Origin of the sequence: Fulvivirga marina, from assembly GCF_016775155.1 — a bacterium.
Lineage (GTDB): Bacteria > Bacteroidota > Bacteroidia > Cytophagales > Cyclobacteriaceae > Fulvivirga > Fulvivirga marina.
Map to the genome: position 1 here is coordinate 191,588 of NZ_JAEUGD010000067.1, position 25,409 is coordinate 216,996.

7 protein-coding genes are annotated in these 25,409 nt (G+C 41.2%); 2 read left to right on the forward strand and 5 right to left on the reverse strand.

Annotated features, from left to right (window positions below):
- From JMN32_RS25085 to JMN32_RS25105, 5 genes are all read right to left on the reverse strand, one after another.
- Positions 1 to 6,189, reverse strand: coding sequence for a non-ribosomal peptide synthetase (locus JMN32_RS25085; RefSeq protein ID WP_202859162.1), 6,189 nt, complete (start codon positions 6,187 to 6,189; stop codon positions 1 to 3).
- 73 nt (positions 6,190 to 6,262) lie between these two features.
- On the reverse strand, positions 6,263 to 7,081 hold the full coding sequence (locus tag JMN32_RS25090) for a hypothetical protein (protein WP_202859163.1): 819 nt from the start codon (positions 7,079 to 7,081) through the stop codon (positions 6,263 to 6,265).
- A gap of 291 nt (positions 7,082 to 7,372) precedes the next feature.
- Positions 7,373 to 9,742, reverse strand: coding sequence for an ABC transporter permease (locus JMN32_RS25095; protein WP_202859164.1), 2,370 nt, complete (start codon positions 9,740 to 9,742; stop codon positions 7,373 to 7,375).
- Positions 9,743 to 9,882: 140 nt separating this feature from the next.
- Positions 9,883 to 16,323 carry a non-ribosomal peptide synthetase gene (locus JMN32_RS25100; protein ID WP_202859165.1) on the reverse strand — a complete coding sequence of 2,147 codons (6,441 nt, stop codon included), beginning with the start codon at positions 16,321 to 16,323 and terminating at the stop codon, positions 9,883 to 9,885.
- 319 nt (positions 16,324 to 16,642) lie between these two features.
- Positions 16,643 to 17,152, reverse strand: coding sequence for a UpxY family transcription antiterminator (locus JMN32_RS25105; RefSeq protein WP_202859166.1), 510 nt, complete (start codon positions 17,150 to 17,152; stop codon positions 16,643 to 16,645).
- A gap of 869 nt (positions 17,153 to 18,021) precedes the next feature.
- Between JMN32_RS25105 and JMN32_RS25110 the strand changes: the two genes are divergently transcribed.
- Together JMN32_RS25110 and JMN32_RS25115 are read left to right on the forward strand one after the other, a co-directional pair.
- Positions 18,022 to 21,609 carry an amino acid adenylation domain-containing protein gene (locus tag JMN32_RS25110; RefSeq protein WP_202859476.1) on the forward strand — a complete coding sequence of 1,196 codons (3,588 nt, stop codon included), beginning with the start codon at positions 18,022 to 18,024 and terminating at the stop codon, positions 21,607 to 21,609.
- A gap of 232 nt (positions 21,610 to 21,841) precedes the next feature.
- Positions 21,842 to 25,339: a starch-binding protein gene (locus JMN32_RS25115; protein WP_202859167.1), complete on the forward strand. Its 3,498-nt coding sequence runs from the start codon at positions 21,842 to 21,844 to the stop codon at positions 25,337 to 25,339.
- The last annotated feature ends 70 nt before the right edge of the window (positions 25,340 to 25,409 follow it).

The following is a 25,409-nucleotide window of genomic DNA, read 5'->3' on the forward strand; positions in this document are numbered from 1 at the left end:
TTATAGTCTGCTTAAAAGGTCCATGGTTTCGGTAATCTGATCCAGATCGTTATTATCAGAAGTACCCTGCTCTTCTTTACCCTCACTCAAAAACTTGGAAAGGAGTGAAATAACCGGGTATGTAAATGCATCAGCCACGGTGATTTTCACATCCATTTGTAAAGCTATCTGGTCAACCATTTTTACCAGTTTCATAGAGTCTCCACCTAAGTCGAAGAAATTAGTATGGATGCCTATGCGTGATGGGTGCAGTCCCAACACATTCGCCCAGATGTCAACCAGCTTTTGTTCCACTTCATTTTTAGCAAGGGATTTCTCATCAACTTCTTCAAAGTCTGGCGCCGGAAGTGCCTGCTTATCAATTTTGCCATTTGGAGTAAGTGGAAGCTCTTCAATGCGAACGAAATAAGAAGGAACCATATATTCAGCCATTTGTTGGGAAAGGAAATGACGGATTTCAACAACGTTGACCTTTTCTTCAGATACGTAATAGCCCACCAGGAATTTCTCCTCCTCAACTTCTTTCATTACTACTACTGCCTCCGAGATAGCCTTGTATTCTTTTATGCGACTTTCAATCTCTCCTAACTCGATACGGAATCCCCTCAATTGCACCTGAAAATCTATACGTCCGCGATACTCTATCTCACCATTGAGAAGCAAGCGTGCAAGGTCGCCCGTTTTATATAGTTTCTGCCCTGGTATAAATGGATTATCTACAAATCGTTGCCTGGTGAGGTCTTCCTTACCAAGATAGCCTTTAGTTACACCTGCTCCTCCCACGTACATTTCTCCCACCACTCCAGGTGGTTGTGGCTTCATGTTCTCATCCAGAATATACACCGACAGTGTAGGTATAGGGTGACCGATATTGCTTATATTATTTTCTATTTCGTAACTACCAATTTCCTTATAAGTTACATGTACGGTAGTCTCCGTAATGCCAAACATATTGATCAATCGTACCTCCGGGTATTTTGCTTTCCAACCCGAAAGTTTTCCGGGACTAAGGGCCTCCCCTCCGAAAATCACATATCGTAGTACCAAATCAGCAGATGCCGACTCCAGTTCTCTGATAACAATATTGTAAAAAGCACTTGGGGTTTGGTTAAGAACTGTTACCTTCTCTGTCTTTAGTAGTTTCAGGTACAATCGTGGGTCCCGAGCAGTCATCTTAGGAATAATTACAACACTGCCTCCAAAAAACAGTGCACCGAAGATCTCCCAGATACTGAAATCAAAACAGGGACTATGAAACATGGTCCAGACATCATCCTGATTAAAATCAAATTGGAATTCACTATTTTGAAAAAGCCTTACCACGTTGCTGTGGGTTACCATCACGCCCTTAGGCTTTCCCGTAGTTCCCGAAGTGTATATAATATAACATGTAGCCTGAGGGTCTAAAAATTCCAAAGGTCTATATACCCCTTGAGATTCAAATATTTCAACAGGAGTACAGATCTCTATGGGCAGGTTACTAAAGGCATCCGTTTGATCTGATATTACCCACTTTGCGCTGCTATCTTCCAACATATACAAAGTCCGGGACTCAGGGTAATCTATATCGAGTGGCAAATAAACTCCTCCGGCTTTCAATATGCCAAGCATAGCAACAATGTAATCAAGCGACCTATCCAGGTATACCCCAACAATCTCCCCTGTTTTGATCCCTTTGGACTGCAAATATGCAGCTACTTGCTCTGATTTGGATTGTAATACCTTATAAGACATACGCTCTCCTTCAAATACCAGAGCTGTATTTTCAGGAGTTTTTGCGACTTGCTTATCCAGGAGATCTATTACACTGTCTCCTTCCGGCCATAGGCAATTTTCATGATTCAAATGCTGTAACAACTGTGTTTCTTCAGTTTGTGTAGCCAGTGACCATGACTTGACAGGAAGTTCAGGAGTTTCCATAATAGCATCGACAATCCGGCTGAAATGAGTCAAAAGGTTATCGATCAATTGCTCTGAATATGCATCTGAATTGAAATTGGCATGAAACTGCAACTGTTCTCCCGGATTGATAACAAGTACAAGGTCATAATGCGTTTGCTCAAATACATGAACATCCAGGACACGTGTCACCCCTAAAGAAGATCCTATGAAATTATCAGACAACGGATAATTTTCAAATACCAGAATATGATCAAAAAGTGCTCTGCCCAGCGTGGATTGGGATTGGATCTCAAAAAGTGACAGATACTGCACATCCGTCATTTCAATTTGCTCTTCTTCCAACCTCCTTAACACAGATTTAAAAGTATCTTTTTCAAATTTACAGTAACGTATCGGCAGTGTATTTATAAAAAGGCCGATCATGCTTTCAATATCCTGTATATCCTCTGGTCTTCCTGATACAACCGAACCGAAAACCACATCGTCAAGTCCTGTATATTTCTGTAGCAAGAGTCCCCAAGCCGCTTGAATAATTCTGAAAGGTGTAGTGTTATGCTGCCTCGCAAATACATTCAGCTGATTTGTACGTTCTTTATCAAATGCTCTTGACACGAGGGAGTACGCTGTATTATTCCCTCTTTTCGCTGTCAAAGACGTTGCTTGAGACACTCCACTGAGGTAGTTTTTCCAACGCGTCCTGGCAGTTTCCTGATCCTGGTTTTGGAGCCACTCAATATATTCAGCATATTGTTTTACTGGCTTCAACTCATACTTTTTCCCTGCTATCAGCGTCTCATAAATATTCTTGAAGTCATTCCATAAAAGCCCCATACACCATCCATCCATGAGAATATGATGGTAGTTCCAAATCAGGTGATAGCGAGCGGCTGCGGTCTTCAACAATTGAACTCTAAAAGTGTCGCCTGTTTCCAGGTTAAAAGGACGTCGCCTTTGCTCTTGTCGGCTTGTTTCCAGAAAAGTGTCTTCTCCCGACTCATCTGCCTGATTTGTTACGTCCTTAAATTCAAAGGTCAATAGTTTTGACTTTAGCAATACCTGTAAAGGCTGGTCATAGCCTTCACGAATAAAAAGGGTGCGTAAAATGCCATGTTGGTGAAGAAGTAACTCCAGGCTCTCTTGCACTACAGGCACCTGTAACTCCCCCTCCAATGTCATCGTCTTTTGCTCAAAGTATACGGCAGAATGAGGGTTTAAAAGCGTTTCGAAAAGGATACCCTGTTGCATTCCCGAAAGCAGATATATATCCTCTATGTCATATTCATTTTCGAGTCTTTCTATCTGAGTTTGGCTCAAAGAGCCATAACTGAGGTCTGACGAAGTCAATTCCTTTTTCGTATAACCACAGCAATAATCTGTAACCTCCTGTAAAGAAACCTGGAGAAGGTTAGCAAATTCCTCAATCTGCGGTGTACCATATTGCTCTAAACTATAGGTTAAAGTCACTTTCAGTTGACCCTTGATAACCATTGCCCAAATATCAATGGCAACCTCTCTGTCGTGCTCCGGAGACTGTTCGCAACCATTATTTATGTCTGCTATCTCAAAAATACCACCGGACTCAACAGGATCAAACTGTCCCAGGTAGTTGAACTTTATCCTTGGAGCAATTACAGGTTTTTTAAATAATGAGTCCAAAAACACTCCCGGAAGGTAATCAAACCCTTTGTTAGGAACTTTACGTAATTGCTCCTTAAGAGACTTGATCTGTGTACCCGGGCTACCTTCAGGAAGGGTAAGAAATACTGGAAAAATACTAGTAAACCATCCCAGGGTACGGCTTATATCTGTATGCTCGGTTATTGCTTCCCTTCCATGCCCTTCAAGCAGAGTATAGAGCTGATTTAAACCATACTTTTTTTGTACTGTCCATGCAAGTGCCGTGAGCAGCAAGTCATTGATCTGTGTTCCAAAAGCCTCATGTGCTTCTTTCAGCAATCGCGAAGTATTTGTAGCATCTATGTAAAAGCTAACCTCCTTCTGATCAACAATTCTATTACCTCCATCAGCATTATCAAGTGGAATATTGCTAAAATCCTGCTCCGCAAATGAAGCCCAATACTCACGTGTTTTTCTATACTGATCAGTCTCCAGGTATTTTTTAAGACCCTCGTCCCAAAGTTTTAACGATTGGGATTTTTCCGGTAAAGCAAGCTTTTCTCCTCTTTGATGTTGTTGTAGTAATGTTGACAGGTCTTCCAGCAAAATTCGCCAACTTACTCCGTCGGTAATCAGGTGATGCATAATTATTAGCACACGACTGCTATGCTGATAATGGAAAAGCCCTATTTTAAAAAGCGGACCTTCTGCAATGTCAAGACTTCTCTGAAGTTCATCTAAAAGAGTTTGAGGTACCTCATTGGAGTCTAAAGTAAACTCTTCAATTTTTACATGCGCTGTATTATTTGTATATCCGGGGACAAAAGAGTTCCCCTCCGCCCTGAAGCGTATGCGGAAGGCATCGTGGTGCCCGACTAGTTCGGAAACAACTGTATCCAGAGTTTCCCTGAGCAACCCTTCCCGAAAATATAGTGATACTGATTGATTGTAATGAGATAGCTCTACCTGCTGCAGGTTAAAGTAGGATGCCTGAACAGGCAAAAGAGAGAAATCACCTTGAATATCCTGAAATACCACCTCGGCAATGTCTGCTTGTATCTTTGAAGCCATCCCTTCAATGGTAGGAAACTTCATGATCGTTTTTACAGGAAGCTTATATCCAAGCCTTTTCAATCGCGAGCTAACCTGAATTAACAGTATTGAGTCTGCTCCCTTGAAAAATACGTTATCATTAAAGTTTAAGTCCTCAATACTCAGCACTTCGCACCAAACTTGTTTCAGCTCGCTCAATACTGACTGATCCACTGCTTCAACATCCGGAGAGGATGCCAGTGAAAGTTCCATCCCCTCTCCATTTCCCTTTGTAGCAACATTCAAGCCTGTTTCAAAATAATCCATTCTACCTAATGATTCAGGCGTTTGCTCAGGACTAGTACACATGCCGGCTACTATCTCCAAATATGCATCTGCTATTTGCTGCAATTGCTGTTTGGTGAAAAAAGTAGTATTCCCAATAAATTCAAGCGCCACATGCTCACGCATAAAAACATTTACTACCAGAGGCAATTCGGTGGTTTCATTAACCTCTCTTAGGCGAACCTCACAATTTTCTCCCACAACGAGATCCTGAAGTGGATAATTCTGAATAATAAGTAAACTATCGAAAAGAGAATCTCCGGTTTGTAAATCCAGCATTTTCCTTATCTCCAGATAAGAACTTTGACTAAAATCAGTCAGCTCTGCCAACTGCTTATCTACTTTTCGAATCTGCTGTTCAAAATTTTCAGTAATCCGAATATTGTGGCGGAATGGAAGTGTGTTCACAAAGTTTCCAATCACCTGATCTGCGCCGGGGATGGACAGGTCGCGGGACGATACAACAGTTCCAAATAGCACATCTGTTTCCCCGGAAAGGCGATACATTAAGTTGATATAACCTGCATAGAAAATAGATGATGGGACCAGACCATGGGTACTGGCGTAGCGCTGTACTTCCAGTCCTTCTTTAGAAACCGTAAGCCTTATATATTCAGGTGTTACATTATGATTATTATTGTCTTGCCAGGTATTTTTAGGTGTATAATTTTCAAGGGCACGTTTCCAGTAGTTTTGCTCAGCCATCAGATTTTTTTTCCCCTGAAGCCCCTTTAATATTGTCCGCAAACGTACTGGAGGATGCAATGCGAATTCTGACGCTGTTAATAATGTATAATAACTATCAAATAATGCTTTTACGAGTACTCCTGTACTCCAACCATCATATAGTATATGGTGATGAATAATGTTTAGTATGTAATGGTCTGCGTCTCTTTTGAGTATCCTGATCTTAAAAGGAGTAATCGACAAATCAAATCGTTTTGAGACTTCATTGGAACAGAAGGCTCTTACTGTTTCTTCTTTTCCCTGCTGCTCAAGGTGACATATATCCGTTACTGAAAATTCAAGAGGGCACTCTTTCAGAATAATCTGAATTGGGTTTTTAACAGCTTCCCACCTAAATACAGACCTAAGAGCCTCTTGGTTTTGCTGAACCCTTTTACAGGCATTCTCAAAAATTTTCGGTTTGAACTCTCCCGAAATGTCCAGAGATAGCTGAATGTTATATATGGATAGATCATCTTTTTCAAGGTATTGAAAAAGAATACCTTTTTGGGTCATGTTCAATTCAACAATATCCTGAACGTTACTTCTCTTAATCTTTTCCGGCATATTGATCAGTATGATTCTTTAGAATTTAAGCAGGTTACCAATACTAATAGCATTGAGTAAATTAATGATAGATTCAGACTTGTTCTACCTTGTCATCAGTTCTCTTTAACCTCTCGATATAGGAGATTACATCCTCCAGAGAATCAGTAGTATACAATTGCTCCTGAAAGTCTGAAAAATTAAACAAAGCATCACACGAAAGGCTATTCAGATTATATACGTTTGCCTTCCCTTCCCTAATATTTTTTATTTCTAACGGAGACCCTGCCAAAGCTGCACCATAACAGATGTAAGGGCTCTTACTGCCCAGCATACCAAATTCTATGGTCCAGAGGGCAATATTATTTATCTTATAAAACAGTGTGGGTTGCTTCTTCAAACTCTCCTCCATCGCATCTAACTCTTCCTGTACTAGTTTTCGTTCGGCAGCCGTATGCTTATGTAATGACAAATACTCTAAATCCATGGGCTCCATCTCTACATTACTTACCAATGAACTAATTTGCTTAAGAAATGCTACATATTCCGGATCATTAAGCATTGGAGCATGTCCCATGATATCATGGATCATATCAGGGAAATCAGCATAGCAAATCTGTTCCATAGGGCGAATATCCCGAATAACAGGAAGTACCTGACGATTGAGATTTTTAAAATACTCATACCCACTTAAGTATCCATCTACAATTCGAATCTCCCAACCTATTCTTCTCAGCTTTTCAAAGAAATCTGCAGGCTTAAAACCATTACCGAAAAAGTAATTAAAACCTTCCAGGTAGCCAGGATGAAACATACTCCGGTTTTCTGCAAAGCTCTTTTGCTGCTCGGCAATAAACATGTTAAGCGTTTTCACTTTTTCATCGGTAAATTCCGGATGGGCATCAATATTCATAATCTTAAGGTTTAAAAGTTATTCCCAAATGGGTGGACGAGTTACTAATATTCTTTTTGATTATATAAAACAGCAATTAAATCACTGTTCATCAATCACATAAAAGGGTTATGAAAAATCAATTTAACAACCGTGCATCACTGTTGTTAAATCTGTATTTAGCACAGTAAGGAAAGTAAACCGGCTAATGAATGAACCAATAGTTATTACCTCTTCAGCACAAATTTTGCGTTGAAGAGGTAATAGGAACAAAGGTATATGATCTTACTTCAGATATGTTGATCCTACCTTTTACTCACGTGATGTTTTTACGGGGTTAATATATGCAGCCTTAACAGCCTGGTATCCTACGGTAACCCAAGAGATAATAAGGGCCAGGAGCGCAGCAAACACATAAACCCAAACGCCTACCGATGTTTTATAGGCAAACCCCTGCAGCCAGGATGTTGCCAATACATAACTTATTGGAATGGCTATTACAATGGCAATTAATACAATTTTAGTGAAGTCTTTGGTAAGTAGTACCACTATACTAGGAATACTTGAACCAAAAATCTTCCGCAATCCTATCTCTTTTATACGACTTTGAGTGGTAAATGCCGCTAAACCAAATAATCCAAGGCAAGATATTATAATGGCCAGAGACGCAAAGTATGTAGATAACAGACCTATCTGCCTTTCAGAAGCGTACTGCTCCTGATACTTGTCATTTAGAGATACATAATCGAAAGTGTACCCAGGGTTGAATTTTTCATAAAAAGACCTAATATCGCTTATCACTTTCTGAGTCTCATCACCTCTGATTCTTGCCATTACAAAGATCGTTTTGTCTGGATCAATTTTGAAAAGCAAAGGTTTCACCTCTTTATAGAATGACTCGTAGTGAAAGTTATTGACTACACCGATGATCTCCCGGTCCTCACCCCATAAGCTAACGTGCTTGCTTACCGGCTCGTCAAGAGACATGGCGTCTATCGCCGCCTCATTAAAAATAATCTTGGTTTTATCTGCTCCATAATCGCGGGAAAATGACCTCCCCTCCTTCATTGTCATCCCCATGGTTTCAATAAAATCATAATCTACATCTACAACTTCAAACTCTATTGGCTCATTTTCATCTTTGCCTTCCCAGTCTACACCTGACGTTTTATTGTAACTACCGATAATATTGTTGGATGTACTCGAAACGTCCAGTACCCCTGGTACTTTTTTTAGTTCCGTGGTAAACATTTCCAAACTATTTGATGCTTGTCCTTCCTTTTCAAAATATATCAGCTGATCTTTCTTATAACCCAGATCTTTGTTTTGAAGTAAGTCAATCTGTTTATATACTATAATAACTGAAACAATGAGAATTACAGAAAGAGCAAACTGAAAAATCACCAATCCCTTTCTTATGAGTAATTCACTTTTAGAGTTAGACAACTTTCCCTTGAGAACTACGGCAGGATTAAACTGAGATAAATATAAGGCTGGGTAGCTTCCTGAAAGTATCCCGGTTAGCACAGTAACCAAAATCATAAACAGTATAGTACTGCCATCCATTGACATACTTAACTCCTTTCCTGTTACCTCATTAAACTTCGGAAGGATAAGCGTTATAATAATAAGGGCAAAACAAAGTCCTATTGCTGCCAATAAAATAGATTCTCCCAAATACTGCCTGACGAGAACAGACCTGTCAGCCCCTATGGCTTTCTTTATACCAACCTCTTTTGCTCTGCGTAGGGCTTTGGCTGTCGAAAGGTTCATGAAGTTTACACAAGCCATGAGAAGAATAAAAATTGCAATTATTGAGAAAAGCCGTACGTTTTCGATCCTACCACCAACTCGCTGCCCTCCTTCATATTTCCCGTAGAGGTATTCTTCTGCAAAGGGGGTGGCAAACAGCTCCCGGTTAGTATTTTCAACCCTGGACTGAAGCAGGGTCAATATCTTGTTATTAAACTCATCCAAACTGGCTCCCTCCTTAAGGGAAGTGTAAATATGTGTTCCGTTATTACCCCAATTCAATACAGCGGGAGACATTTCCTTCCAAATTTCAAAGGATATTACGAAATCAAACTGCTCTGTTGAATGAGCCGGCGGGCCATCAAATACACCTGTAACCATGGCATCTCTTTCCAAATCTGCCAAATGCCACTGTACTGTCTTACCTACTGCCTCCTCTACCGATCCAAATAGCTTTTCGGCAGTGCTTCTGGAGATAACAATGGCATTCCGATCCTTCAACACCTGAGATCTACTCCCTTTCAATAGCTCGTATGAGAATACATTGAAGAAATCTTCACTTACAAACTGTCCTGTACTTTTTATCAATCGGTCTCCGCCAGTAGAAAGACCAAACTTAGGAAACCAGGAATAGTGCGTTACTGCGGTCGCATATTCTACCTCAGGAAAATCTTCATGCAAGGTCTCTGCAAGCATTCCTACGGTTGTGAAAGAAACGCTTGTTTCATCAGCAATAGTCTGCCTCTCCAGTATTTGATATAACCTATCCTTATTTTCGTGAAATTGATCTACTTTAAACTCATCCTGAACCCACAGAGCAATCAACAGGGTGCAAGCCAGACCAGTAGAAAGTCCAATAAGGTTAATGATAAAAGAACTTCTGTTTCTTTTGAAACTGCGAAGTATGGTAATAAAATTATGTTTGAACATGTTGGTTTTTTAATACTTATTTCAAAGCAAAAACAATACCTGAAAGGTAAATATTTGAAATATTGATACTTACAACATAAGTAACATCGATCATCTGTACGATATCGTAACAAAATGAACGAAATCGCTCATTTCATATGTCAGTCGAACAGATCATCCAATTCCTCCTGCTCCAATGTTGCCATTTCAAAATCCTCAGGTCTAAATTGAATATGTTTGTCTTGAGAAAGGTGATCAACTACCAATGCCAGGGACTCTTCAAAGAGATCTTTCAGTGCATGGACTGTATCTTTAGAAAAAGCCTTCTTATTATATGAAAAAATTGTGGTTAGCACACCTGAAACTATTAGTGCATTTACCTCTATTTTGGCTGTAAAATGATTTTCCGGGGCAACTTCCAATCCGGTGGATATCGGGGCATATTTAAACGTGTCGTTATCAAACTCACCATCAAAAATTCCCAGAAAATTAAACCTGAATTCTGTAAGGTCCGTATGAGGGACACCATTTTGAAGCTGATAATGTACATAACCTATGCCTCCATCTGTAATAGAGTTAAATATAGATTTAACCTGACTCAATATTGAAGTGATTTGCCCGTCATCCCAAGTAAATCTAGTTGGAAATATTGATGTGAACCAACCACAGGTTCTCGAAAAATCCTGCTCATCAAAAGTACGGCCATGGCCTTCCTGTTCTATTTGTACTTCCTTCAGCCCTAGCCATTTACACAAACTCATTACCAGTGCAGTATTTAAAATAGTCCTGGCATCTACTTCATGCGTTTTAAATGCTTCTTTTACAAGAAAGTTGGTCAGACCTGACTCTGATTCAAAATTGATAGTCTCTGTATTTTGGAGACTCCAGTCTGAAGTTTCAAAATCACAGGGTATTTTGAAAGGTGAACTTTTGTGCCATGCCCAAAAATCACATTTTTCCTTCGATAAGCTATTCTCTGGGATGTCTGCAAAGGCAGTCGCCAATTTAGAAACTGGTGCCGTTTTTTCAGAAAGTGTCAATAACATCCCTGCAGCATATTCCTGATACCATTGCTGCAGGTCCTCTAACAATATCCTCCAGGATACACCATCTACAACCAAATGATGAGCCGTTAGAAATAGCGACTTAGGACCGTTATTGGTTTGGAAAATGACAGCTTTAAATAGCAACCCGTTCTTCAAATCCATACTCATCTTGATTGCCTGACACTTATCAGCTAAAGATTCTTCATCAGCAATTTCAATAACAGGAATATCAAAGGGTCCTAAATGGGAATTATTATAAAATAGTTGCTTCGATTCAGGGTTATAATTCAGACGGAGTCCATCGTGCCTGCGTATCAGTTCCTCCATTACTTTACTTAGAACTTCTATCTGTATGTCAGATTTAAAATTCAGTACAACGGATTGATTGTAGTAGTTAACATTCTCAAAATTATGATTAAAAAACCACGAAATAATAGGAGGCATGGCAAAGGAACCGGACTGAAGTTCCTGGTAATGTGGATTTTTAAGTTCCAGTCTGGAAACAACCGGGCTCAGTTGAGCAACAGAAAAGTGCGAAAGCACCTCTCTGGGAGTTACCTGCAACCCCTTATTACGCAACTGTGCTGAGATCTGAACCGCTTTAATGGAATCTCCACCCTCGGCAAAAAAGTTATCGTCCACCCCTATTTTAGTATTCAAAACTTTCTGGTAAACCGGAAGAATTAGTGCCTCCATTGCTGTCAACTCACGACCCACTTGCTGTACAGTATTAGCCCCTGGCTTTAATGCATTATAGTCTACCTTCCCATTTTTGGTAAGGGGAATGAAATCCAAATGTGTATAGGTTAAGGGGATCATATAATGTGGTAGCCTTGACGCCAGAAAAGTTTTGATTGCTTCACTCTCCAGAGATTGCTCACTCAAATAATATGCATCCAGGATCATTGCACCCGATGCCCCTTCCCTTGTATGTACCAAAGCATCCCTGATTCCCATAAAGTTATTCAACTCATACTCTATTTCAGCCAGCTCTATACGGTACCCATTGATTTTAACCTGATTATCGATCCTGTTAATATATTCTATAACCCCATTTTCCACCTCTACAGCCACGTCACCAGTTTTGTACATCAAAGTACCTGGCTCAAACGGATTCTCTATGAATTTTTCTGCAGTTGAGGCGGGATTGTTATGGTAGCCCAGTGCCAGACCTTTTCCTCCTATATAGAGCTCTCCATGCACCCCCTTAGGTACAGGCTGAAGTTCTGTGTCTAACAGATAGATTGTAGTATTGGATATAGGAACCCCAATAGGAACTGATCTAGTTTCAGTTGCCGGATCAAACTTATGGATCATGCACCCTACTGTAGCTTCTGTAGGACCATATTCGTTATATATTTCCAGGTGCTCTCCAAACATCTTCCAGACATCATCCGAAAGTTTCCAGTCCAGACGTTCTCCACCTACGATAAACCTCTTTATTTTTTTCTTTATAGCAGGTTCAAAGCTCAAAGAAGTCAGCACCTTGAGGTGTGCCGGTGTAAGTTTAATAACGTTACAACGACCTTCCTCAATAATCCTTTCAATCAGGATATCATCTTCATTATCCTGATAGATCACGATCTCATTCCCTGTAACCAAAGGTATGAATAGTGAAGTCAACGTAAGGTCAAAAGAAATTGACGTAAATAATGGGAAAGCGACGTCTACGTCTGTACCGATGTAACTGCGAGCCCCCCAGCCTACATAATTGATCAATGAGACATGCCCCACTTTTACCCCCTTGGGATTGCCTGTAGTTCCTGAGGTGTAAATAATATATGCCGGAGTAATTTCCTCTTTCGATCCCCTGTTAACAGACTCTTTAACTCTTTTAAAAAGTTGAATATCTCCAAAAGTACTCTCTTGTATATATAATGAAGAGATACTAGCCCCTATTTCCTTCTCGGAAAATATCAGCTCGCATTCACTGTCTTCTACTATACGGTATACCCTCTCCTCCGGCAACTGTGTATCCAATGGTATAAAAGTAGCTCCTGCCTTAAGCACCCCCAGCACAGCTATAACAAACTCAGGGCTTCTGTCCAGGAACAATGCTACCTTACCCGCTTCCACTCCCAGTTCTCTTAATACTTCTGCCAATTCATCAGATTTCTGACTTAGGGTATTAAAAGACCATGTATTATTACCAAACCGAATGGCTACATGATCAGGTGTCTGCCTTGCCTGCTTCTCAAACCAATGATGTATTTGATTCTCCAAGGTGAAAGACTCCTCAACTCCCTGAAATTTTGGATGCTCTAAGATCATATTCTCCTGTTCGGCCGAATATGATGATAACCGTTTTAATGGCAATTTGGGTGAAGATTTGGTAATATTTCCAAGTAGTGTTCTAAAGTGAGATGCAAACTGTTCCATTCTCCATTGGTCAAAGAGTGCCGTAGCATACTCCAGACTGAATCTCATGTTTTCTTCACCATCAAAGACATGTAGAGAAATGTCAAATTTTGAAGTGCCGCTATCAATAAAGGACTGCTTCCAGATACCAGCTTCTGACTTTAACTCGCTATCCCAATGATGATGCAAAACAAACATTGTATCAAACAGTGGGTTTCTGCTAGCGTCAGATCGTTTCTGAATATGGTCCACTATTTTTTCAAAAGGGCAGCGCGCAAACCGAACCACCTCCAAAATATTAGCCGTTACAGATTCCAGGTAATGCTCAAAGGATTGCTCTGAATCAATATGAACAACCACCGGAACACTATTTACAAACATCCCAGCCATATCAGGCAGCTGCATATGCTCTCTCATATGAACCGGAATACCTACACATAAGGTATCCTGACCACTATACTTTGAAAGTAGCAGGGCATATGCGGCAAAAAGAACTGAGTTCAATGAACAACCTGCATCCATAGCCATATTTTTCAATGCTCTGGACTGTTTTGTCCCCAGTTCAAATGTCAGGGTTTTGCCAGAAGAGTCAAATATTGCCGGCCTCGGTCTGTCTGCAAACAAATTGAGTGTAGACGGCAACTGCTCTTGTTTTTCTTTAAAAAACTCCAAGGCTTCAGAAAAATCAGTACGGAGCCGTTCCTTTTCCCAAATCACAAAATCAGTATAATCTACGTCAATCTGTGATAATGTATGTCCATCATAAAGTGTAATCAACTCTCTAACCAGTTGATTTAGTGAAAGCCCATCACATATACTGTGGTGTACATCAATAAACAAATAACTTACTCCATTTACAGCAATGAGTCTAACTCGGAATAATGGGTCTCTTTCCAGATCAAAAGGCTGTATATACGCTTTAAGGACTTCTTCAGGAGCACCGTTAACATCTGGAGTCACCTGCATATCTATAATTGTTGACTGCCGGATAAAAAATAACGGGATTCCATCCTTTTGTCCAAAGCTGGCTTTCAGAATCGGATGTCTTGCGCAAAGTGCTTCAAGAGACACTCTAAGCCTTTCCTTCTCTAAAGGAGTATTCAGTTTAAATACAAGAGGGATATTGTAAGTCAGAGTATCCTTATTGGCTGCCCATGCATAATAGAGCCTTTTTTGGTAGGAAGACAGCGGATAATCTTGCCTTTTTTCGCACTTTATTATCCCATCAACAATTGTAGATTCCGTGGTTTCAATCAATCCCGCAAGCTGTCTAATCGTTTGGTTTTTAAAGAAGGTGTAAATATCGATCTGAAAACCAAAAAGCTCCTGTATTTGTGATAATAGGCGAAAAGCAGTTAGAGAGTTGCCTCCTGCTTCGAAGAATCTTGTTGTAGTTCCAATAAGTTGCCGGTGTTTTGGAAGAAGCTGTTTCCATAGCGATAAGATTTTCTCTTCCAATTCTGTCTCAGGAGGGGACATATCATTATTTGAAGGTAAGGCATCTACAAGAGCTGCCAAAGTTTTGGTCACGTGCGCAAAATCCCCTTTCCTGAAACTTTCTACTAACCGGAACCTCTGTAGTTTCCCACTGGTCGTCTTTGGAATCTCTCGTACAGGAAGTATATAGTCGGCCTCAAAACCAAAGTGTAAGTTCAAGTGCTTCCGAATTTGCTCTGCCAACACTACAAAATCCTCATTTTTCCCTCTGAAAAGAACAAAAACCAAAACAATATCCTTTTGCTCGGAAGAATCAAAATAGCCACTCACTACTATTTTATTGAGCTCGACCCCAGGAATACCCTCTGCCACTCTTTCCAGATCATGAGGATAATAATTCTGTCCGTTTACAAAAATAATATCCTTACTTCTTCCTATAATATATAAATTACCCTGATGGTAAAATCCCGTATCTCCGGTATTAAGCCAACCATTGATAATCATTTCACGGTTCACTTCAGGATTATTATAATACCCGGAGGTTACATTCTCTCCTTTAATAAAAACATGACCAACATAACCTTCCTCAAACTCTTCACCCTGCCGGTTGGCAATTTTCAATTTACTTTCGCCAATGGGCCTGCCCACATTTACAAAAGGTATTGTGTCTTCATCATTTTCCTGAGCAACCAGTACCTCCTCTCCAACACCCAGGGAGCCCCGGGATACGGTCAGTGAATTAACTTTATCCTCTAAATCAGAAATAGAAACCGCCAAACTTGCCTCAGCAAGTCCGTAAACAGGGCACATGGCATCATGGGAAAGCTGATAACGCTCCATGGCGTCAATGAACTCAAAAGCCAACTCTTCAGAAATTGGCTCAGCACCATTGTAGATTAGCCTGACAGATGAGAGGTCCCAGTTGTAACTCTTTTTAGCAGACATATGCTTGAGTAAATACCGATACCCAAAATTTGGAGAACACAATATTGTTATCCGATGCTTTGAAGCTTTATCCATCCATATGGATGGTCTTCTAATAAATATATTTGTATGGATCAGATATTGATTCATCCCATATAACAGCGGGTTCAAATGAAAACCAATAAGACCCATATCATGAGTGAGAGGCATCCAGCTCAAGGTACTATCCAAATCAGTATATCCGGCTGCTTCTCCAATGTCCCTAATATTTGTTAATAGGTTATGGTGAGTTAGTGTAACACCTTTTGGGGTGCCAGTTGACCCTGAAGAAAACTGAATAAACGCGATATCTCCCGGGTTAATGTCTGGCCTTGCGGGAACGGATTCACGGGATTCAAAAACTTTAGATTCCAACAAACTCCTGGTGAGTATTTTTTTAAACACATCACCATATTCATTGATCTCAGCAAATACGCCAAGGTCACTAAGTCCCTTTGACGAGATCAGTATAAAAGGGTTTGAAAGTACATTCCACACATTAAGTACCTTGCGTTTGTGCTCATCCTTATGGCCAACCGTCAATGGCACTGGAATAATACCACCAAGAATACTGGCCCAAAAAAGAATGATAAAAGATTCATTATCATCTATTTGAAAGATTAACTCATCCCCCTTTTTCAAGTCCTTACTTTGAAGAAAAGTCAGAACTGTAAGTGCCCGTTTTAACAAATCTCTATATGACAAAAACTTTTCTTCATCTCCCTCTATAAAAACCACACCCTTATCGCTTAAAGTACTTTGGTGTGATATCAGTTCTATCAATGTTTTGTATTGCATGAGACTCCCTGATGTTTCAGGTGTTATTAATCGAGTTTATTTGATTTTGCTTTTGACGCTTGGACACAACTTCGTTTCCCTCAGTCACATGAAGTTCTCGTCAAAATGAATTGAAGTAGGAAAATATTGCACCTTATCATTACCACATATGGGGTCTAAGGCACTAATACAATATTAAAAATTTATAGTTTTTATCAAAAGCAAACCCCAAAATAATTTTCCTTAAAATCTCATCGTACCATCCTGATTGTCAAACAACAATTCCAGTGTTGAACGTTATAAAATTTCATAGTTACATTCGGCAAATGCATACATTATTTTAGCACACATTAAAGGCATGTGCAGGAACAGTTGCCTTGATATTTTGGCGCAGGGAATCTATCCGTACTATGATTTTATTGAGGTTACTAGTTTCCAAAATTTCACACTCCAACCCACTTAAAGGTCCGTAGGTAATTTTTCTCAACTCCCCTACCTTGGGCAAATGCACATTTGTTTCAATGTCGGTAATATTTTCATCTCCAACCAAGTATTGAATCTGTTTAATTTCATTATCAGAAACTTGCGCATACTCAATTCCGAAACGGATATAACCACAGGCTCCATTTACAGACAGAGCTCTATGAAATTCAGATTGCGTATTAATATTTACAAATACATATGATGGAAACAATGGCTTCAAGATAGTTTTCTTTCTATCACTCCATTCCCGAACTGTTCTTACTAAAGGCAGAAACGACTTTAAAGAAATTTCCTCAAGTGAATCAGCAACTTTTTTTTCAGATCGAGATTTAACATACAGAACGTACCAAGCATTAGAGAAACTCATAATTAAGTCGGATTAGATACTACAATTCAGTCTTTTAAGGAAATCTAGCACAAAAGTAAACCACTTAATCCACTAAAAAAAAATCTTCTTTTTGAGACAAGCCTTCTATAAGCTTTGGCGACTATAATTTCTTTTCAATTCGAAAGTTCAATTTGCAACTTCGAAGCATCGTAAACATGCTCACAAATAATTATATAACAAACAGTTAGCTTTAATCAGTAAGATGAATCTTTCTACAGAAAACCATACCATCTGCATAACCTAAATTGGGTCGAATTGTTTTTAAAAATAAAGTCCCATTAACAAGTAAATTTATTTATCCAGCCGGGTTACTAAAAGTTAATTAAACCGATTAGGAATAACTCGTGGAAACGACATCAGAAAAAGTATTTTAAAGGATTGCTTAATGATGCTCCTACCTACATCCATATCTCCTTTTAAAAGTCCAAGTCACATGTCGGATTTGTTGTATGATTTGTCGGATTAGCAACAGCTACTTTAAACATAATAAGCGTGCTTTGACTTAAATAATTAAACTATTTATATTTTGATCTTATTGGCTTTTGGAACTGTAGGAAAGGCAGAAATACAACAAACTCAATCTTAAGTCTTAAGGAATGGAAGTAGGGGAAATTGGTGTTAAAAATCATCAACTTATTAGAAACTAAACTACTACAAAAAGAAAACATATGGACAACTTAACCCGATTTTTTAACGATTTATTAGCCAACGCAGATAAACTGGCTAAATTTAATTCAGGCTCCAGCGAAGCAGATATCGCTGAAAACCGACGCAATATGTTGGGCAATGCCGGAATAAAAGACGTAGAAGATCTAATTGGGTTACCTCCCGAAGATATGCTCAAGCTGATGGTCAAAAAATGCAATGCTAAAACCGACTGTAAGGAAGAGTCTTTGCAAAACAAACAGCAGCTGCCCTACTCAACAGGAACAATCTGCGGACTAATCGCTCAGCAAGTACAGACGCATCCGACACGGACGGCCATCATTGATGGGGAGACAACCATCGACTTCAGGCATCTGATGGATCGTGCAAACGAAATTTCATGTGAGCTTGTGACTCGTGGTGTAGAACCAGGGTCTCTAGTCGGCATATGCATGAGCCGCACCTGGGAACTTGTTGCATCTATGCTTGGTATATTAAGGGCAGGATGTGCATATGTACCACTTGATCCTACCTATCCACAGGAGCGTGTACATTACATGTTGGAGCACTCCTGTGCATCAGCTGCTATTGTAAATGATAAGAACTGTGCAAAACTCTGCAAGGAAGTAAACGAGTTGATATGGTTCGATGAGATAGAACAACCGGCTGCTATCGAAGTGGCCGGACCGTCTGCAAGCGACCTCGCTTATGTGATCTATACATCGGGCTCAACAGGGCAACCGAAAGGGGTGGCCATAGAACACCGAAATGTAGTAGCAATGGTCCGAGCTATGGACAATTTGCTAGACGATGAGGATTTAGAGGGGGTGCTGGCCGCTACCTCGATCTGTTTTGATGTATCCGTCATGGAAATCCTGGGGACCTTGTCATTAGGAGGAACTATAGTGTTAGCGAGCAACATGCTGGACTTACCTGCACTGGACTCGGCAAACCTGATAAAAAGTTGCGTAATGGTTCCGTCAGCGGTACAAGCCTTACTGTCTTCCGGGTGGGTACCCAATGGTATCCGGTCAATCGTTTTTGGCAGTGAAGCACTCAAAAAGCCGCTGGTGGAGAAGCTTTTCTCATTAAACACAGGTGTTAGGATCTTCAATGCGTATGGTCCCACTGAAGACACCGTATTTTCAACAGCAGTACAGGTTTTTGAAGGCGCCTCAATTATTACTATTGGGAAGTCTGTAGCAAACTCTCGTGCCTACATACTCGATGACTCTATGAACCGGGTTCCTGATGGCGTTGAGGGAGAACTGTATTTGGCAGGAAACAAGCTTGCCCGTGGATACTTGTACGACGAAGCTCGCACCAAAGAGCGGTTTATCGAGCAGGAACCCAGTGACGCGATTCCGGAATGGAGACTGTACAAAACCGGTGATCTTTGCCGTAAGACAGAAAATGGAGAAATCGAATTTCTTGGACGAGTCGATCAACAAGTAAAGATCCGGGGCTTTAGGGTGGAACTTGGAGAAATTGAGTCTGCACTCGAATCGATGCAAGGCATAACTGCTGCAGCGGCTGCCGCTGTAGATGGTGGTGTTGGACAGAAAATGCTTACCGCATACGTAGTGAATCATGACAAAACCGTAACAGATTCGAAAGTAAAAGCATACTTAACCCAGCGATTGCCACAGTATATGGTCCCTAAAGTCGTAATACGCCTCAACGAACTGCCTATTCTACCCAACGGAAAACTAGACCGTAATAAGTTACAGCACTTAAAAGATCTCAACAACTCCGGCAATCCAATACAACATCTGGCAGATACGAACATCGAACAATCTGCCATACTACCGATCATTCAGGGTGAGGTGGCCTCTCTCTTAAATTTTAGTAACCCAGAACAAATATTACCAGACCATTCATTCGATAGCCTGGGGATCGATTCGCTGACCATATTGGAACTCAGCTCTCGATTAAGCAAAATTTTGGGTTATACACTGCCTGCTCAGGCAATTATTGAGCATCCCACTCCTGCTGCTCTGATTAATTATATTCTCAATCTGACAGGCAGTGGTATCAATAATAAGCCGGTGGAAAACGGGCGAAGTATAGCTTCAAATTCTCTGGCCACTTTTCAAACACATATCCAGTCCAGCCATCCCACGTTTCAGGCTGCAAAAGTATCTTCCTGGTCTGCTACTGATAAAAGTAAACTCGTGCAGGAAGTATTGCGGATGGTTAACAACCAGAGAAGAAACCCCTACAGCAAAGTACTCCGCACAGGAAGTGCAACCCAAGGTACTGTATCCGACGCGTACAACGATGAAGAACAGGAAGCCATTATATGGACTACCAACCTGTACCTTGGTTTGAATCGCGACAAGGAAGTCATGGAAGAATCTGCTAAAGCATTGCAGCGTTTCGGAACTGGCATGGGGACCTCTGCAGCTGCATCCGGCATGACCGACCTCCATCTGCAGTTCGAAAAAGAGTTTGCTGATTTGGTAGGAAAACCCGCCGCCTGTTTGTTCCCTACAGGTTATACAGCTAATGTTGGTGCCGTTGCGGGACTTCTGGGTAGAAATGATGTAGTGATTATCGATCAACTCTGTCATGCATCCATCGTTGATGGTGCTCGTCTATGTGGGGCCACGATCAGAACATTTCAGCACAACAACTCTGCAGATCTGGAAGCTGTTCTTCAATCGGAAGTATCTCCTTACCGTACTGTTCTCGTGGTACTCGAAGGCGTTTACAGCATGGGCGAAGGCGCTGCACCAGTGGCCGAGATTGTCCGCACGGCTAAGAAGTATAATGCACTGGTCTTGGTAGATGAAGCCCATTCGTTCGGCTTTTACGGTGAGCGTGGAGGGGGTATATGTGCTGCTCAGGGTATCACCGAACAGGTAGACTTCATTATGACCACCCTCAGCAAAGCCCTTGGTAGTCTTGGAGGTGTGGTTGCTGCACGGGAGGAACACATTGAGCTGTTGAAGTCGTCAGCGAGAGCCTATATCTTTCAGGCTTCTATCAGCCCTGCTGATATGGCCGCAGCACTTACCGCTTTGCGCCGGATTCGCTCAGACGACAACCTGCGAGAACGACTTTGGGATACAACCCGGTACATGCGCCAGCAATTCACCGAAGCTGGCTATGATCTGGGTACGGGTGATGGCCCTATTGTTACCCCACATTTTAGTGACAAGGATAAGCTTTACGCCATAGTGCAGGGTATGTATAAGCGTGGTGTACAAACATCAGCTGTAACCTACCCGATCGTGGAGAGCGGACGTGGTCGTCTCAGACTCATCTGCTCTGCAGCTCATACCCGAGAAGACGTAGACAAAACCCTCAATGCCCTTATCGAAACCGAACGTGAAGTCGATGAGCTGCTGGCGGCTACTCGGGCTAGTACCCATGACCCGAATATTGTACAATCTGACGTAGAGGAGTGGGCCAATGCCTTCTCGGTCTATTTTAGGAAATTGATAACCAACGCCCCATACCCGACCCCAAATCTTGCCGTCCATGTCCATCTTTTTGAGCAGAATGAACCAATCACGATGGTGATCCGGGAACGAGAGATCACGCTCGGTGGTAAAGAAGTAGCTGATCTTCCGACCTGTTCATTGCACCTTAAGGATGGACAAGCGTTTTCCGCCTTGCGTACCTCAAATGTTCAAGGGTTGCTGCACGGCATTAGCAAGGGCACTTGCGTGCTTAAGGGCGAGGTTGAGCCGTTCATTTGGTTCTTTGCACGAATGGTAGAGCAGCAGCAAGAAGGATCAAGCATTGACGCTTCTAAGCAAAGCTCGGAGGAAGCCATCTACTAGTCAGGTTAGAGGGGCGATAGAGAAGAAAGAAGCCAGCCTTTAAGGTATTTCCAATTGTTTTTAGTTGCATTATGGAATATCTTAAAGGCAAAACTATGAAGCTAATAAAGGTGTTTTTGGCAGCAATTGATAATTATTGTCTGTATTAACAGGCATAGACAATCTGACTCCTAGTGGGTTAGCTGATAATGCATCTGACATGGCTTCTTTCAACCTAACCCCATAAACCAACATGAAAAAATTAATCGTATGCCTATGCCTGGTAATTAGCATAGGTTTAATTCCACTTAATGTTTCTGCTCAGGTAGATTTCAGGGAAGAAACCATTTATTTTTTACTTACAACACGTTTTTTTGATGGAGACCCTTCCAACAATGCGCCTACCGAATGGAGCTCCTACCATCCGGACCCCAATATTAATCAGGGTATTACAGATCCCAATGATGTAACATGGCGTGGTGATTTTAAAGGCCTTATTCAAAAACTAGATTACATTAAAGACCTAGGGTTTACAGCTATCTGGATCACTCCGATCGTTCATAATCGTAGCCCATTGGATTATCATGGATATCATGCCTGGGACTTTACCAAAGTTGATCCCAGACTGGAATCTACAGGCGCTACTTTCCAAGATCTTATCAATGAAGTACATGCTCGAGATATGAAGATTGTACTTGACATTGTAACTAACCATTCCGGCCGCTTTGGAATAAAAGATGTGGCTGAAATAAAGTACAATACAGATCCTAATCAACCCTGGGGCCAGGATAGCAATGGTGATCCCTTGCAAGATAACCCTGACTGGGCCTATGATGGTATTACTCCTAACCCTGATGATGGTAAAATTTGGAGCCGTGCTAACCTGGCAAAAATGCCACCTCCTTATAATAGCGACCTTTCCCTACATCAGTGGCCTAGTAAAGAAAGTTATGTTGATACCTCAGATCCTGACTGGTATCATCATTCGGGTAATGGATTCGCTCAGGGTTTTGATGACTTAGAAAACTTACAAAACCGCGCTCTGGCTGGAGATACACCTGACCTCAACACCGGTAGTCCGACTGTTAGAAACTATTTGGTTGCGGCTTATACCACTTTCATCAACATGGGGGTAGATGCCTTTCGCTGGGACACTATGAAACACATGAGCAGGGAAGATGTACTGTATTTCTATGATGCCTTCAAAGCAGTAAATCCTGATTTATTCATTTTTGGTGAAGTAGCTCAAAAAAGACATGAACTACACAACCTTGATGAGATCAACCCTCACTATTATACATGGAGGGGCGATGTTAATAATTCTGAGCCCTCAGGTATTGCCGTGATTGACTTTTTTGCCGAAGCGACATTTCATGGAGTATTTGAAGAAGGTAATAACTTTTCAAATGTGGCCGCAGCCGCCCGTTATGACCATTTGTATGCAGACCCTTCTTATAATCTTACATGGCTGGATAATCACGATTTTGGGCCTAACAATGATTGGAACAGGAGATTTGGAGGAAGTACTGAGAACCTGGCGGCTTGCATGAACTTCATGTTTACCTGGAGGGGTATACCCATAGTCTATTACGGCACTGAGGTTGAATTCCAAAAAGGTGTTTATGCTGACATTCATGATGCCTCCGGTATAACAAAATCTATTGATGAAACGGGACGTGCATATTTTGGTAATGAGTTTGACAATGCTCCTAACCATGTAATATACCAACATATCAAAAAGTTGAATGCTATAAGAAAAGCCGTGCCTGCTCTTCAAAAAGGATCCTGGCGATGGGATGGTAATGGAGGAGGCAATGGTATTGGGTTTGTAAGACAATCAGGAAGTAGTGAGGTGGCCGTCGGCCTGGCCAAAGGAGGAGGTGTTACTTTTAATTTTTCAGGTCTTACAAATGGGATCTATCGAGATGCCGTAACAGGAGATGAAATAAGTGTTAATAATGGCGCCATGAGTTTTCATGTAGAACCTGGTTCCGCAGGTATTTATGTACTGAATGGTCCTGGCCGGATCGGTGGTAATGGGGTTGGTTTTTTCCAGCCGGGTTCAGGTTTTTCCCAGCCAGTCGTTAATATCAATCCGGCACCTGGTAATTATCAGGATCCGATCTCAGTAAGTATGAGTGCATCAGGCGGTAATACACCAATATCCATTTACTACACCACTGACGGAAGTACACCGTCGAGTAGTAGTGCTGTCTATTCGGGCTCATTTAACGTTGATACTGACACTACGGTAAAAGCTATCGCCATTGACAGTGATGGAAACACTTCCCCTGTAGTTTCAAATTACTATACATTTGGTGAGATCCAAGGCCTTACAGTTTACTTTAAGAAGCCCTCTGGTTGGGGCACTGCCAATGTGCATTACTGGAATTTTATACCTGCCGGCGCAATATCAGGAAGTAACTGGCCTGGTCCTTCTATGACTCCCGCACCTTCAGAAGGCACTGATTGGTATCAATATACCTTCCAAAATGTCACTAGTACAAACCTGTTATTTGATGACAATGGAGGGTCTCAGACAGTGGATCTATTCAGAGACAAAACAGGCTGGTATAAAGATGGCGTCTGGTACGACACTAATCCTGAAACTCAAGTGAATCAAGCTCCTACTTTAACAATTTCTCCTGCCGGAGGCACTTTTGTTGAAGGAGATGTTGTATCTGTTATTCTTTCTGCTACTGATGACAGTGGTGAAATACCAAGCATATTCTATACGCTGGATGGCACCGCTCCATCATCTGCATCAATACCCTATGGTTCACCTATCGACCTTACAGATGATACCACATTAAAGGCTATTGCCATAGACAATGAAGGCCTAAGCTCTGCAGAATCAACCCATACTTTTGCTTTCAATCCTCCTGCAAGTGGGCTTACCGTTCATTTCAAGCCCAGTGGCTATATTGAACCTGAGATCTATTTCTGGAATGTAACACCATCCGGTCAGTCCACTTCCTGGCCCGGGGAGACCATGATACCTGAAGGAGACGGTTGGTATCTATATACATTTGAAGGGGCCGATTGTGCCAACATGATCTTTAGCGACAATGGAAACACTCAAACTGTAGACTTAAACCGATGTAATAATGAAGGCTGGTATACGGAAGGTCAGTGGAGTGATACAAAGCCGTTACCACCAGCAGGGTTAACGATTCATTTTAAGAAACCTTCGGGCTGGACAACTGCCAACATACACTATTATAATGTTTCTCCGGCTGGCATCACGTCGACCAATTGGCCAGGCTTTCCCATGAATAATGATGGTAATGGATGGTGGAGTTATACCATTGAAGGTGCCAATTGTGCTGATATTGTATTTAATGATAGTGGAATGGCTCAGACCGCAGACCTGTCAAGGTGTGGAGAAGGTTGGTATGATAATGGTTGGTATGGTTCTCAACCAAGTGTTCGTACCATGAGTGGTAGTTATGCAAATCAGGAAATCAAGGAAATTACAAAACCTGAAAAAATCGTACTGTCACAAAATTACCCCAACCCATTCAAGAAGAGTACGACCATCGAATACGAACTGCCAAATTCCCAATATGTTTCACTTAGCGTGATTAATATACTGGGTGAAAAAGTTAAAGAACTTATTCATGACAAAGTCCCTGGAGGCAGGCATCAGGTTATTCTGGATGTTAAAGACTTAAGGTCAGGAATCTATTTCTATGAACTTAGGGTGAATAACCAGGTTTTGAGAAAAAGGATGGTAATTACTGATTACTAACCTATTAATATTACTTTCACCCTATCTCAAAAATGCTCAACTGTTATTTACGGTTGGGCATTTTTTCACT

Excerpts from the sequence above, each read along its gene's own strand:
- JMN32_RS25085 (WP_202859162.1), bottom strand. The coding sequence starts at position 6,189 with ATGCCGGAAAAGATTAAGAGAAGTAACGTTCAGGATATTGTTGAATTG.
- JMN32_RS25090 (WP_202859163.1), bottom strand. The coding sequence starts at position 7,081 with ATGAATATTGATGCCCATCCGGAATTTACCGATGAAAAAGTGAAAACG.
- JMN32_RS25095 (WP_202859164.1), bottom strand. The coding sequence starts at position 9,742 with ATGTTCAAACATAATTTTATTACCATACTTCGCAGTTTCAAAAGAAAC.
- JMN32_RS25100 (WP_202859165.1), bottom strand. The coding sequence starts at position 16,323 with ATGCAATACAAAACATTGATAGAACTGATATCACACCAAAGTACTTTA.
- JMN32_RS25105 (WP_202859166.1), bottom strand. The coding sequence starts at position 17,152 with ATGAGTTTCTCTAATGCTTGGTACGTTCTGTATGTTAAATCTCGATCT.
- JMN32_RS25110 (WP_202859476.1), top strand. The coding sequence starts at position 18,022 with ATGGTCAAAAAATGCAATGCTAAAACCGACTGTAAGGAAGAGTCTTTG.
- JMN32_RS25115 (WP_202859167.1), top strand. The coding sequence starts at position 21,842 with ATGAAAAAATTAATCGTATGCCTATGCCTGGTAATTAGCATAGGTTTA.